12 protein-coding genes are annotated in these 13,246 nt (G+C 73.4%); 4 read left to right on the forward strand and 8 right to left on the reverse strand.

Annotated elements, in window-relative coordinates; genetic code table 11:
• Positions 1 to 61 precede the first annotated feature (61 nt).
• From AVL62_RS02605 to AVL62_RS02620, 4 genes are all read right to left on the reverse strand, one after another.
• Complete coding sequence (locus AVL62_RS02605) at positions 62 to 1,102, reverse strand: ABC transporter ATP-binding protein (protein WP_058890116.1); 1,041 nt, start codon at positions 1,100 to 1,102, stop codon at positions 62 to 64.
• Positions 1,099 to 1,986, reverse strand: a complete 888-nt coding sequence (locus AVL62_RS02610; protein ID WP_083518603.1) for an ABC transporter permease — start codon at positions 1,984 to 1,986, stop codon at positions 1,099 to 1,101. The genes AVL62_RS02605 and AVL62_RS02610 overlap by 4 nt, the downstream gene beginning before the upstream one ends.
• Positions 1,983 to 2,933 (reverse strand): ABC transporter permease, encoded by a 951-nt coding sequence (locus AVL62_RS02615; protein ID WP_058890117.1) that lies wholly within the window; start codon positions 2,931 to 2,933, stop codon positions 1,983 to 1,985. Before AVL62_RS02615 ends, AVL62_RS02610 begins: the two co-directional genes overlap by 4 nt.
• A gap of 85 nt (positions 2,934 to 3,018) precedes the next feature.
• Positions 3,019 to 4,620, reverse strand: coding sequence for an ABC transporter substrate-binding protein (locus AVL62_RS02620; protein WP_058890118.1), 1,602 nt, complete (start codon positions 4,618 to 4,620; stop codon positions 3,019 to 3,021).
• 61 nt (positions 4,621 to 4,681) lie between these two features.
• On the opposite strand from AVL62_RS02620, the gene AVL62_RS02625 reads away from it, so the two are divergent.
• The 3 genes from AVL62_RS02625 (at position 4,682) to AVL62_RS02635 (ending at position 8,593) form a co-directional block, all read left to right on the forward strand.
• Positions 4,682 to 5,728: a glycerate kinase gene (locus AVL62_RS02625; protein ID WP_058890119.1), complete on the forward strand. Its 1,047-nt coding sequence runs from the start codon at positions 4,682 to 4,684 to the stop codon at positions 5,726 to 5,728.
• Positions 5,729 to 5,833: 105 nt separating this feature from the next.
• Positions 5,834 to 7,735, forward strand: a complete 1,902-nt coding sequence (locus AVL62_RS02630; RefSeq protein WP_058890120.1) for an acyl-CoA dehydrogenase — start codon at positions 5,834 to 5,836, stop codon at positions 7,733 to 7,735.
• A gap of 294 nt (positions 7,736 to 8,029) precedes the next feature.
• Positions 8,030 to 8,593 (forward strand): GNAT family N-acetyltransferase, encoded by a 564-nt coding sequence (locus AVL62_RS02635; protein ID WP_235585469.1) that lies wholly within the window; start codon positions 8,030 to 8,032, stop codon positions 8,591 to 8,593.
• Between the two features lie 84 nt (positions 8,594 to 8,677).
• On the opposite strand, the gene AVL62_RS02640 is transcribed toward AVL62_RS02635, so the two are convergent.
• From AVL62_RS02640 to AVL62_RS02655, 4 genes are read right to left on the reverse strand one after another with little or no spacing between them, the layout of a single operon-like run.
• Entirely contained in the window at positions 8,678 to 9,097 is a 420-nt protein-coding gene (locus AVL62_RS02640; protein ID WP_058890122.1) for a GtrA family protein, read from the reverse strand.
• A gap of 35 nt (positions 9,098 to 9,132) precedes the next feature.
• The gene (locus AVL62_RS02645) at positions 9,133 to 9,366 is read right to left on the reverse strand and encodes a DUF6458 family protein (protein ID WP_058890123.1); all 234 of its coding nucleotides are present in this window, start codon (positions 9,364 to 9,366) and stop codon (positions 9,133 to 9,135) included.
• 45 nt (positions 9,367 to 9,411) lie between these two features.
• On the reverse strand, positions 9,412 to 10,242 hold the full coding sequence (locus AVL62_RS02650; protein ID WP_058890124.1) for a carbon-nitrogen family hydrolase: 831 nt from the start codon (positions 10,240 to 10,242) through the stop codon (positions 9,412 to 9,414).
• Positions 10,239 to 12,251 (reverse strand): cytochrome c oxidase assembly protein, encoded by a 2,013-nt coding sequence (locus tag AVL62_RS02655; RefSeq protein ID WP_083518604.1) that lies wholly within the window; start codon positions 12,249 to 12,251, stop codon positions 10,239 to 10,241. Before AVL62_RS02655 ends, AVL62_RS02650 begins: the two co-directional genes overlap by 4 nt.
• A gap of 66 nt (positions 12,252 to 12,317) precedes the next feature.
• Here AVL62_RS02655 and AVL62_RS02660 point away from each other — a divergent pair, with 66 nt between their 5' ends.
• The gene (locus AVL62_RS02660; protein WP_161937819.1) at positions 12,318 to 13,211 is read left to right on the forward strand and encodes a maleylpyruvate isomerase family mycothiol-dependent enzyme; all 894 of its coding nucleotides are present in this window, start codon (positions 12,318 to 12,320) and stop codon (positions 13,209 to 13,211) included.
• The last annotated feature ends 35 nt before the right edge of the window (positions 13,212 to 13,246 follow it).

Consider the following 13,246-nt stretch of genomic DNA (forward strand, 5'->3'; position numbering starts at 1 on the left):
CGGTGCGGCGAGAGGCAACCACAGGCGGCGCTCGGTGGCAGGGCGGTGGGGGGCGGCACGATCATGCGGCGTCCCCCGCGGGGTGGAAGCAGGCGTAGCCGGCAGCACGCCCGGCCTCGCCCGGCACAGACCCCTGCTGCTCCTCGGCCCCGGCCCGCGCCGTCCACCCCGGCAGCGTCGCGCACTCCTCCGTGGCATGCCCGCACCGGCTCCGGAAGACGCAGCCGTCCGGGAACCGCCCGGCCGGGGGCACCGTCCCCGGGATGGTGGGCAGCGCCCCCCGACCGCGCCGTCCCTGCTCCCCCGCGAGGTCGGAGGCGCCGACGAGGCCCTGGGTGTAGCGGTGGCGCGGGTCGGTGAAGACCTCGCCGACCGGACCGGCCTCGACGATGCGGCCGCCGTACATCACCAGCACCCGCTCGCAGACGGTCGCGACCACGGCCAGGTCGTGGGTGATGAAGAGCATCGCAGCGTCGCGCTCCTGCACGCCGCGCACGACGAGGTCGAGCACGGTCGCCTGCACGGTGACGTCGAGGGCCGTCGTCGGCTCGTCGCAGATGAGCAGCGCCGGGTCGTTGGCCAGCGCGATCGCGAGCACGACGCGCTGCCGCTGCCCGCCGGACAGCTCGTGCGGGTAGGACCGGGCCAGGTGCGCCGGGTCGGGTAGCCCGACCTGGTCCAGCAGCTCGACCGCGCGAACCCGGGCACCGGCCTTGTCGCGGGTGCCGTGGATCCGCATCACCTCGGCGACCTGGGCCCCCACCCGCATGGTCGGGTTGAGCGCCGTCATCGGCTCCTGGAAGACCATCGACACCGCGTCACCGCGCAGCCGCGCCATCTCCCGCTCGCCCACGTCGAGCAGGTTGCGGGTCGCCGGTGTCCGCCCGGAGAGCCGGACGTCGCCGCGCGCGTGCAGCCCCTCCCCGAGGAGGCCCATGACGGCGAGCGCGGTGAGCGACTTGCCCGACCCGGACTCCCCGATGAGCCCGACGCGCTCGCCGCGGCCGATCGCGAAGCTCACGTCGTGCAGCAGCGGGGTATGCCCCGTCCCCACGTCGAGGCCCTCCACCGCCAGCACGGCGCGGTCGCCGGCCCCGCTCACCGGTCCTCCAGCCGGGGGTCCAGCCAGTCGCGCAGGCCGTCGCCGAAGAGGTTGAAGCCGAGGACCGACAGCGCGATGGCCGCGCCCGGGATCAGCGCGAGGTGGGGCGCGGAGCGCAGGGTGGTCTGCGCCTCGTAGAGCATGCGGCCCCAGCTGGCCTGGCCCGTGGGCGTCCCCAGCCCCAGGTAGGCGAGCGCCGCCTCGGCGAGGATGGCGATGGCGAAGGACACCGAGGCCTGGACGATGACGAGCCCCGCGACGTTGGGCATGACGTGGCGCACCGCGATCCCCAGCGGCGATCGACCGGCGGACCGGGCGGCCACGACATACTCCGTCCGCATCACCCCGAGCGCTCCCGAGCGCGTGATCCGCGCGAACGCCGGGATGGTGGCGATGCCGATGGCGATCATCGCGACCCGGGTCGAGCCGCCGTAGAGCGCGGCGAACATGATCGCGAGCAGCAGCGCCGGGAAGGCCAGCAGCACGTCGTTGGAGCGCATGACCAGCTGCCCGAGCCAGCCCGGCGACATGGCCGCGAGGATCCCCAGCGGCACGCCGACCAGCGCCGCGACGCCGACGGCGACGAACCCGACGAAGAGGGTCGTGCGGGCGCCGACGAGGATCTGGGTGAGGACGTCGCGACGCAGGCGGTCGGTCCCGAGCCAGTGCTCGACGTTCGGGGTCTGGTAGGGCTCGACCGGCAGGACGCGCATGGGTGCGTAGGGGGTCCAGACGTAGGACAGCAGCGCGAGCCCGACCACGAGCGCCACGATCGCGCCCCCGACGAGCAGCGAGGGGTTGAGCCGGCGCCCCCGGGAGCCGCCCGCCGGTGCCTGCCCCGCGTCGGTCACCGCGTCGGCCGCCGCCCCCTGGACCTCGCTCACCGCGAGCCCGTCCGCAGCCGCGGGTCGATGACGAGGTAGAGGGCGTCCACGAGGAAGGTGATGAGCAGCGTCGCGACGACGAGCACCATGACCACCGTCTGCACGGTGAGGATCTCGCGCTGGGCGACCGAGTCCAGGAGCAGCGACCCCAGGCCGGGGATGACGAACACCCGCTCGATCACCACGGCACCGACGAGCAGGGTCGCCAGCTGCAGCCCCAGGACGGTGACGACCGGCACCGCCGCGTTGCGCAGCCCGTGCCGCCAGAGCGCCTGCACCGGCCGCAGCCCCTTGGCCCGCGCCGTGCGCAGGTAGTCCTCGCGGAGCACGTCGAGGACGGCCGAACGGACATACCTCGCGAGCACCGCCGCCTGCACCCCGGCGAGCGCGACCGAGGGCAGCACGAGCCGCTGCAGGAAGCCGACCGGGTCCTGCGCCGGGACCGCCCAGCCCCCGCTGGGCACCCAGCCCAGCCGCACCGCGAAGACCGAGATGAGCACGATGCCGGCGAGGAAGGCCGGGATCGCGACGCCGACCTGCGAGGCCGCCGACATGACGACCCCGTCCACGTGCCGGTGCCGCACGGCCATCCAGATGCCCACGGGGACCGCGACGAGCACCGCGAGGACCATCGACGTGGTCACGAGGATGAGGGTGACCTGCAGCCGGTCGGCGATCTGCGGGCCGATGGCGGCCTTCGAGATGAACTCGATGCCCGGGTCGAGGGTGAGCATGCCGCGCATCCAGTCGAGGTACTGCACCACCACCGGCCGGTCCAGCCCGAACTGCTCGCGCAGCGCCGCCACCGCGTCGTCCGACGCGTTGATGCCCAGCGCCACCCGGGCCGGGTCGCCGGGCAGGACCCGCATGAAGGCGAAGACCAGCACCGAGGCCGCGAGCACGCTGAGCACGAAGACCATCGCGCGGTGCAGCAGTCGCAGGACCATGCGAGCACTCTAGAGCGATCGTCCCTGGTTCTGGACATACGATTCTGGGGAACGGGTCCCAGATTCCTAGGTCCAGAAGTGCAGGTCAGCCCCGAGCGAGGTCGCCGAGGTCGAAGGACTCCTTGATGGCGTTGGTCGGCAGGCCGGTGATGTCCGGGTCGGCGACCATGAGGTTGGGCAGCAGGAAGAGGAAGTCCGCGGCGGCCTCCTCGCTGATGAGCGCGGCCGCCTCCTGCAGCTTCGTGACCTGCTCCTCCTCGGTCCCAGTGTCGGCCTCCTCGAAGAGGGTCTGGATCTCCTCGGTGCCGTAGGTCGTGTAGTAGTCCGGGCTGCCGAAGACGTTGGCCATGTCGCGCGGCTCGACGTGCGCCACGATCGACATGTCGAAGTCCTTGTTGGTGAAGACGGTCTCCAGCCAGGCGGCGGGGAACTCCAGCTCGTCGATGGTCACCTCCAGCCCGACGTCCTCGAGCATGGACTCGACGACGGTGCCGCAGGACACGGCATACGGCAGCGTGGGTATGCGCAGCCGCAGCTCGGTGCCCTCCGCGCCGGCCTCGGCGATGAGCTCCTCGGCGCGGGCCGGGTCGAAGGGGAAGTCGCCGGTGCGGTCCTCGTACCACGGGTCGGTCGGCGGGACCATCGAGCCGATGAGCTCGCCGCGACCGGCCCAGCAGGTGTCCAGGAGCGACTGGTGGTCGATGGCGTGCCGGACCGCCTCGCGCAGGGCCGGGTCGGCGAGCGGGTTGCCCTCCTGCTGGTTCATCGACAGGACGACCTCACCGTTGGTGGTGCCCTCGACGATCTGGAAGTCGCCCTCCTCGAACTCGGCCAACGACTCCGGCGCCTGGACCGTCCCCACCACGTCGATCGCGTCGGTGAGCATGGCGTTGTTGAGCGCGTTGGCGTCCTGGAAGTAGCGCATCTCGACGGTCGCGAAGTAGGGCGCGTCGCCGTGGTAGTCCGGGTTGCGCTCCAGGGTGACCATCGAGCCGCGGTCCCAGGACTCGAAGGTGTAGGGCCCGGTGCCGATGGCCTCGTCGGCGAGGTCGTCGACGCCCTCGGTGTCGAACATCGCGCCGACCCGGGTGGTGAGGGCGTAGAGGAAGGAGTTGGACGGCTGGGCCAGCGTGACCTCGAGGGTGGTGTCGTCGACCGCCTCGACGGACTCCACGACGTCCAGCTGGGCGGCGAGGCTGATCGTCCAGGCGTCGGAGGACACCCGCTCGAGGGAGAAGGCGGCGTCCTCGGCGGTGAACTCGCTGCCGTCGGAGAAGGTGACCCCCTCCTCCAGGGTGAAGGTGTAGGTGAGGCGGTCCTCGCTGACCTCCCAGTCCGTCGCGAGCGCCGGGACGATCTCGCCGGTCTCGACGTCGACCGTCACCAGCGTCTCGTAGACGTTGTCCAGCAGCAGCTGGGGGATCGCCGCCCCGTCCGTCGTGGTGAAGTCCAGGCTCGCCGGCTCGGCGACCAGGCCCACCCGCACGGTCTCGTCGGAGCCTCCGGAGGCCGAGCCACCGGTCTGCCCGGCGTCGCCGTCGCCCTCCTCCGAGCCCCCGCCCCCGGAGCCCTCCTCGGACCCGTCGCCCGCGGAGCCGCTGGTGCCCGCCCCGGCGTTGCAGCCGGCCAGCAGGGCGGTCGCGGCCACGGCGGCGACCAGGGAGCGGGTTGTCGTCGACGTCCTCATGCGCCCCATCATCGGGTATGCGTGCGCGGACGCGCCACCGCGGCTCGTCTAGTCTCGTGACGTGAGCACCGACGCCAGCCCCGCCCGCCCGGTCGTCCTCGTCGCGCCGGACAAGTTCCGGGGCTCGCTGTCCGCGCCGGAGGTCGTGCAGGCCGCCCGCGCCGGGGCGCAGGAGGCGGGGTGGGACGTCATCGGGATGCCGATGGCCGACGGCGGCGAGGGCATGCTCGACGCCTTCGGCGGGGCCAACCGCACCTCCACCGTCACCGGTCCGCTCGGCGCACCGGTCGAGGCGCAGTGGCGGCTCGGCGACGACGGTCTCGCGATCATCGAGTCCGCGGCGGCGAGCGGGCTGGTCCTCGCCGGGGGCAAGGAAGGCAACGACCCCGTGCACGCCACCAGCGCCGGCACCGGCGAGCTCGTCGCGCAGGCCGTGCTCGCCGGCGCCCGCCGGGTGGTCGTGGGGCTGGGCGGCTCGGCCATGAGCGACGGCGGTCACGGGGCGGTCGAGGCGGTCCTCGCCGCGCTGGACGGCGACCGGCCCGTCGACCGGGGCGTCGAGCTGCTCGCGGCGTGCGACGTGCAGACCCCGTTCGTCGACGCCGCACAGGTCTTCGGCCCGCAGAAGGGCGCGGACGCCGGGCAGGTCGTCGAGCTCACCGGCCGGCTCTTCGCGCTGCAGAGCGACTACGTCGAGCGCTTCGGCGTCGACGTGTCGCAGACCGCCGGGGCGGGCGCCGCCGGTGGCCTGGGGGGCGGGGTGCTCGTCCTCGGCGGCGCGCTCGTGCCGGGGCTGCGGCTGGTGGCCGACCAGGTGGGCCTGGAGGAGGCCGTCGGCCGCGCGGACGCGATCGTCACCGGCGAGGGGGCGCTGGACGCCGAGTCGTTCAACGGCAAGGTCGTCGGCGGCGTCGTGGACGCGGCCGAGCCCTACGGCATCCCCGTCGTCGTCGTCGCCGGCGTCCTGCGCGAGGACGCCCCGGCCGCCCGGCTGTCCGGCCTGCGCGTCGTCGACCTCTCCGCCACCTACGGCGCCGCGGCGTCCTGGAACGACACGGCCGCCTGCATCGGGCGCGCCGTCGCCGAGCAGCTGCGGGGGCTGGGCTGACGGCGCCGGCCGGTCCAGCCGAGGAGCAGCCACGCGGTTACCGACCGGTATAGACTGGCCCCAGGATCCAAGTACCGCCGGTACCGCATACTTCAGGAGGCCACCGTGGGCCACTACCGCAGCAACATCCGCGACATCGAGTTCATGCTCCTCGACGTGCTGGGGCGCCAGGAGGTGCTAGGACGAGAGCCCTACGCCGAGGTCGACGTGGAGGTGGCCCGCGAGGCGCTGCGCGCGGTCGCCGACCTCGCCGAGGGGCCGCTCGCCGCCTCCTTCACCGAGTCCGACCGCACCCCGCCGGTCCTCGACCCGGCCACCGGCGAGGTGAGCATGCCGGAGAGCTTCGTGGCGTCATACCGGACCTGGGTAGAGAACGAGTGGTGGCGGCTGGAGATCGAGGAGGGGCTGGGCGGCACCCCCGCTCCCCCGAGCCTGACCTGGGCGATGTCCGAGCTGGTGCTGGGCGCCAACCCGGCGGTGAAGATGTTCGCGGCCGGCTACACCTTCGCCAACGTGCTGCACCGCCTCGGCACCCCCGAGCAGCAGCAGCTCGCCCGGCTCATGGTCGACCACGCGTGGGGCGCGACGATGATGCTCACCGAGCCCGAGGCCGGCTCCGACGTCGGGGCCGGGCGCACCAAAGCGGTCAAGGCCGGCGACGGCACCTGGCACCTCACCGGCACCAAGCGCTTCATCACCAGCGGGATCGCGCCGTTCTACGACAACGTCCTCCACTTCGTGCTCGCCCGCCCCGAGGGCGCCGGCCCCGGCACCAAGGGGCTGTCGCTCTTCGTCGTGCCAGACCGGCACGTCACCGACCTCGAGACCGGCGAGCTCGGGGAGCGCAACGGCGTCCAGGTCACCGCGATCGAGCACAAGATGGGGCTCAAGGTGTCGACGACCTGCGAGGTGGCCCTGGGCGAGGACGAGGAGCGCCCGGCCGTCGGCTACCTCCTCGGGGAGACGCACGACGGGATCGCGCAGATGTTCCGGGTCATCGAGTACGCCCGGATGCTCGTCGGGACCAAGGCGATCGCCACGCTGTCGGCCGGCTACCAGGCGGCGCTGGGGTATGCCCGTGAGCGGGTGCAGGGCGCCGACCTCACCCAGATGGCCGACAAGACCGCCCCGCGCGTGAGGATCACCGCGCACCCGGACGTGCGACGCTCGCTGCTGCTGCAGAAGTCCTACGCCGAGGGGCTGCGCGCGCTCATGCTGTGGACCGCGACCTTCCAGGACCAGGTGCACGCCCGGCAGGACCTCGCCGGGGACGACGCGCTGGAGGGGGCCGACGAGGTCGCGATGGCGGCCCGGGTCAACGACCTGCTGCTGCCGCTGGTCAAGGGCTGCGGCTCCGAGCGCGCGTTCATGCTGCTCGGGACCGAGTCGCTGCAGACCCTCGGCGGGTCCGGCTTCCTCCAGGACTACCCGATCGAGCAGTACCTGCGGGACAGCAAGATCGACAGTCTCTACGAGGGCACCACCGCCATCCAGGGCATGGACTTCTTCTTCCGCAAGATCCTGCGGGACCGCGGGCAGGCGCTGGGGTATGTCGCGGCGCAGGTCCGCCAGACCGCCGACACGCAGGCGGACGACGGGCTCGGCGAGGTGCGCGGTGCGGTGCTGCGGGCGCTCGGCGAGGTCGACGCCATGGTGCAGTTCATGACGGCGCGGGCCGCCGAGTCGCGGGAGCGGCCGAGCGCGGTCTACGCCGTCGGCCTGGGGACCACCCGGCTGCTCCTCGCGGCCGGGGACCTGCTCGTCGGCTGGCTGCTGCTGCGCCAGGCCGAGGTGGCCCAGCGGCTGCTGGACTCCGGCGAGACCGGTGTCAGCGGGCTGCGGGCCGCCGACGAGGACGCGCGGGCGTACCTGCAGGGCAAGGTCGTCGCGGCGCGCTTCTTCGCGACCGAGGTGCTGCCGCGTCTGGGCGCCGACCGCCGCACCGTCACCTCCGCCGACGCCGACCACGTCGCCGCGGTCATGGACCTCCCCGACGCCGCCTTCTGACCCGCCCTCCCGCACCGGACGCGCCGTCCGACCACACCGGACGCGCGGTCAGGGCTCACCGGACGCGCCGTCCGACCACACCGGACGCCCGGTCAGGGCTCACCGGACGCGCGGTCAGGGCTCACCGGACGCGCGGTCAGGGCTCACCGGACGCGCGGTCAGGGCTCACCGGACGCGCCGTCCGACCACACCGGACGCCCGGTCAGGGCTCACCGGACGCGCGGTCGTGCCGAGCGACCGGCATACCTTCGCCCCGGGTGCCAGACTGGCCGGATGGTGTTCGAGGTGCACCCCATGACTCCGGACCGGTTCGAGGACTTCGCCGACGTCGTCAACCCGAACCGGCGCGCGACGCACTGCTGGTGCGTCCCGCACCGGCTCCGCAGCGCCGAGGTCGACGGGCTCGGCGGCGGGGACCGCGAACGAGCGATGCGCGCCCTGTGCGAGCGGGACCTGCCGCCCGGGGTCGTGGGCTACGCCGACGGCACACCGGTGGCGTGGTGCAACATCGGCCCCCGCTCGGACATCCCCGCGCTCGTGCACTCCCGCAGGATCCGTCCGCTGGACGACGTCGCCGTCTGGAGCATCGTGTGCACGGTCGTGCGCGGTGGGCACCGGAAGCGCGGTCACACGTCGCGGGTCATCGAAGGCGCCGTCGGGTATGCCGCAGCACACGACGCCCCGGCCGTGGAGGCATACCCGGTCGACCCGCCGGGGCGGATGGACACGACGATGGCGTTCGTGGGGACCCGGGTGATGTTCGAGAAGGTCGGCTTCGAGGTCGCCGGCCGGACGGAGGCGACCGCGAGCCGGCTCCCGCGGCTGGTGATGCGGCGAGACCTGTCGCCGCGTGCGTGACCACGCGTCCGGTGCCGCCTGACCACGCGTCCGGTGCCGCCTCACCACGCGTCCGGTGCCGCCTCACCACGCGTCCGGTGCAGGTCAGGGGTAGCGCTTGAGGCGGAAGACGAAGGTGCGCATCATGACGTACATGAAGACCGCCTCACAGGCCCCGGCGACGAGGCGGGCCGCGAGGTACTGGACGCCGAGCCACTCCAGCGTGGTCGACAGGGCCAGGATGAAGAGCACGTAGTTGGCGAGCACCGTGACGACGTAGCGCCCGGTCTGCCGGCCGAGCGGCCCGTGGCTCTGGAAGTTCAGCCACCGGTTGAGCAGGAACGCCAGCCCGAAGGCGACGACGTAGCCCGTCGTCACCGCCAGCGGGTAGGGCCAGCGGGCGACGTCGAAGAGGAGCGCGAGGAGGGTCAGGTCGATCGCGTAGGTCGTGCCGCTGATGGCCGCGAAGCCGACCGCGGTCTCCGGGACGACCCTGGCGAGGGGCGCGGGGAGTAGGGAGTGCACCCGGGCGCGGGCCCGGGCGAAGGCGTCGGCGGCGTTCAGTACTGGTCGCGGTGACGCACGTCGGCGTCGGTCCGGCGGTCGACGACCTCGCGGTGGGTGGTGTTGGTGCGCTGGGTGTTCATGACCAGGCTCAGCAGCAGCGAGAGTACGCCGGCGGCCATGAGGATGTAGCCGACCATCGTGAGGTTGACCCCCTGCACCACGCCTTCGACCGCGAAGGTGAGGATGGCGCCCACGACGAGCAGGAAAATTCCGAGACCGATGCCCATGACAGATCCTTTCGGTTGGCTCGGTGACAGCCTAGCCGCAGGCCCTCACAGGCGGCGGTCCGACAGGACCGGGAAGCCGTCCCGCACCCGCTCCACCTCGTCCAGGTCGAGCTCGACCGAGAGCGTCTCCTCACCGCTGCCCGCCTCGGCCAGCACCACCCCCGACGGGTCGACGACGGCGCTGCGGCCGCCCATCTCGACCCCGGCGTGGGTGCCCGCGGTGTTGCCGGCGACGACGAAGCACTGGTTCTCGACCGCCCGGGCCCGCAGCAGCAGCCGCCAGTGCTCGACGCGGGCCATGGGCCAGGCCGAGGGGATGAGGAAGAGCCCGGCGCCCTGGTCCAGCTGCAGCCGGTAGAGCTCGGGGAAGCGCAGGTCGTAGCAGGTGGACAGGGCGACCTGCACGCCGTCCGCCGGCGCCGGGAGCTCGGTCACGACGAGGTCGGTGCCGGCCTCCATGAGCTTCGGCTCGCCGCCACCGAAGCCGAACCGGTGGATCTTGCGGTAGGTCGCGCACACCGAGCCCTGAGGGTCGAGCACGACGGAGGTGTTCCACAGGTGCCGCCCCTCCTCCCCCGGTTCGGCGGTCCGCTCCACGTGGGAGCCGGTATGCACCACCGCACCGATCTCCCGCGTCGCCTCCGCGACGGGCACGAGGGCGGGGGGCAGGTGGCCGTCCGCCAGCCCGGAGAGGTCCTGGCTGCGCTCCTCCCACTCCCTCGACGCGAAGCCACCCGCGCTCCACAGCTCGGGCAGCAGCACCAGGTCGTGGCCGGCTCCGGCGCGCCGCACCAGCGCCGCCGCCCGCTCGGCCCGCGCCTCGACGCCCTCCTCGCTGCCGTCGGCATACCCGAGCTGGATGATCGCGACCTTCATCGGCTGCTCCTCTGCGCCAGGCTCTGCAGGTGGGCGTTGTAGGCGGCGAGCTCGGCGTCGTCGTCACGCGCGGCCTGGCGGTCCGAGCGCGCGCTCTCCCGCTCGTCGCGGCGTATCCAGTCCACCATGACCATGAGCACGAGCACCACCGTGGGCAGCTCTCCGACCCCCCAGGCGATGGCCCCGCCCACCTGCTGGTCGGCGAGCAGGTCGGGCACCCAGGGCACCTCGATGGCCTTGTAGAAGCCGGGCGCGAGCAGCCAGGTGCCCTGCATGAGCGCGAGCCCGAAGAAGGCGTGCGTCGCGAGGGTGCCGAGCAGCACGATGATGCGCAGCGGTGCCGGCCACTTCTCCGGGCCGGGGTCCTGGCCGACGAGCGACCACACGAAGGCGTAGCCGGACAGCGAGAAGTGGACGACCATGAGCACGTGCCCGACGTGGGTCGTCATGGCGAGCTCCAGCAGCCCGGTCCAGTAGAAGGCGACGAGACTGCCGAAGAAGACCACGCCGGCGACCACCGGGTTCACGACGATCGTGGCCCACCGCGAGTGCACGACGGCCAGCAGGAGCTCGCGCGGGCCCAGCGTCTTGTCCCGGCGTGCGGGCAGCGTGCGGTAGGCGAGGGTGATCGCCTGCGCCGGCACGAGCAGGATGGGCACGCCCATCATGAGCGCCATGTGCATCATCATGTGCTGCGAGAACATCACCCGGCCGTAGACCGCCGGCGCCCCGCTGGTGACGTAGACGAACAGCGCCCACCCGAGGACCCACACCAGCAGCCGCCACCACGGCCAGCGGTCGCCGCGGCGCCACAGCTTCACGCAGGCGGCGGCGTAGAGCCCGACCGCCACCAGCGCCACGAGCAGGAACAGCCAGTTGACCTCCCACACGTCGAGCAGGCGGCCCGGGCTGTAGGGCGGCGGCATAGGGTAGCCGGTGAGGGCGAAGACCGCGGTGTCGAGGTCGGCGGAGGACTCCACCACCGGTGGCGGCGTGCGTGAGAGCACCGCGCCGAGCGCCACCGCGGCCCCCATGACGGCCAGCTCCCCGGCGGCCAGCGCCCCGAACAGCCAGGGCCGGTCGGCGCCGCGGGCGATGATGGCCCGGCGCTGCACCAGGCCGAAGACGCCGAGCACGCCGAGCAGCAGGACCTTGGCCCAGATGAGCACCCAGTAGACGCTGGACAGGTCGGCGAGGTCGTCGGCGGTGAGCAGGGCGAAGAGCAGGCCGGAGAGCGCGATGGCGGCGTAGCACCAGGTCGCGAGCAGCGAGTAGCGGCGCAGGGTGTCGGGCAGCGCCGGGCCGAGCAGGGGCAGCAGCAGCCCCAGCGCCATGAGGCCGCCCACCCAGACGCACATCCCGACCAGGTGCAGCGCGAGGGCGGTGACGGCCGTCTCGTGACCGTCGGTGCCGCTGGCGTGACCGCCGTAGGCCAGCGGCAGCAGCGCCACGAGCGCGAGCGCCGAGGCCCACGCCAGGGCACCGCGCGTCCTCGCCGAGGCCGCGAGCGGCACGAGGAGGGCCACCAGCACGGTCTCGATGAGGCGCAGGCGCATGACCTCCAGCCCCCAGAGGTTGGCCAGCAGGTCGGACAGGTAGCCGGGGGCGCCCAGCGGCAGGCCGGCCAGGTCACCGAACCCGACGACGAGGATGGCCGCCGACGCGACCGCCCACACCAGCGCGGACAGGGCCGCCACCCGCGCGGCCGCACCGCGCCGGTCGGTCCCCCGGCCCTCGCGCACCAGGAAGGCCGCCGCGACGAGCAGCCCGATAGTCAGCGCGGCCGCCAGGTGGTGGACGACCTTGAGCAGGACCATGCCCCAGCGCACGACCGGGCCGGCGTCGCCCAGCAGCAACGGGGCCACGGCGCCGCTGAGCAGGGCCGCCGGGACCGCCACGACGAGCGCGGTCACCAGGGTCGTCACCGGCACGGCCCAGCGCAGGGCCGGGGCGGGGCGCGCGCCGTGCACCTCCGGGGCGACCGGAGGCGAGGGGGTGCGCAGCGACATACCCCCATGCTACGGAGCCCCACCGACACCCGGCACCGCGCACCGGTGGTCGTTAGGGTGGCGGGCATGGTCGTTCATCCCTCCCCGCCCGCCGACGTGCCCGGCTACGTCGAGGCCTACCGCCAGGTGCTGCTCTCGATGGTCAACACCTGTGACGGGCTGCGCGAGGCGGAGTGGGACCTGCCGACCGACTGCCCCGGTTGGAGGGTCCGCGACCACGTGGCCCACACGGTGCACATCGAGGACTACCTCTCCGGCTCCGAGCACCCCGTGGTCGAGGAGAGGATCGAGGTCGGCTCCCCCGAGCACGTGCGCAACGAGGGGGGCGTCTGGATGGAGCAGGGGGTCCGCTCGCGGGCAGCCCTCACCCCCGACCAGCTGCTGGCCGAGCTGCGCGGCCTGGTCGAGATCCGCAGCGCCGACCTGTATGCCCGCGACCTCGCCCTGGACTCGACGGTCCGCTCCATCCGCGACAAGGAGACGAGCTTCGAGCGGCTCGTCCGGCTGCGCCTGTGCGACGTCTGGACCCACGAGCAGGACATCCGGGAGGCGGTCGGCCGGCCCGGGTCGCTGGACGGCGACGGCGCGGCGACCTGGACCGCCACGGTCCTCGAGGCCCTCCCCCAGGTCGTCCTGCGCCAGGTGCAGCCGGAGCCGGGCACCGTCGTCATCCTCGAGAGCACCGGCCCGGCGACCGGGCGCGCCGGGGTCCGGATCGACGTCGACGAGGACGGCGAACCGGTCGCCCACGAGCTGTTCACCGGCCACTCCGCCGAGGAGGGCGACGACGTGCCGGTCACCGACAGCGGCGAGGAGGCGGTGACCACGATCTCCCTGTCCACCCACGCCCTCGCCCGCCGCACCGCCGGGCGCGCGAGCACCGAGGACACGGCCTACCACGTGCAGGGCGACGAGGAGCTCGCCCGGGCCGTGCTCGACGCCCTGACGCTGACGCGCTGACGCGCGCGTCCAGGCTCGGCGCCCCCCGGCTCGGC

Origin of the sequence: Serinicoccus chungangensis (assembly GCF_001483745.1) — a bacterium.
Lineage (GTDB): Bacteria > Actinomycetota > Actinomycetes > Actinomycetales > Dermatophilaceae > Ornithinicoccus > Ornithinicoccus chungangensis_A.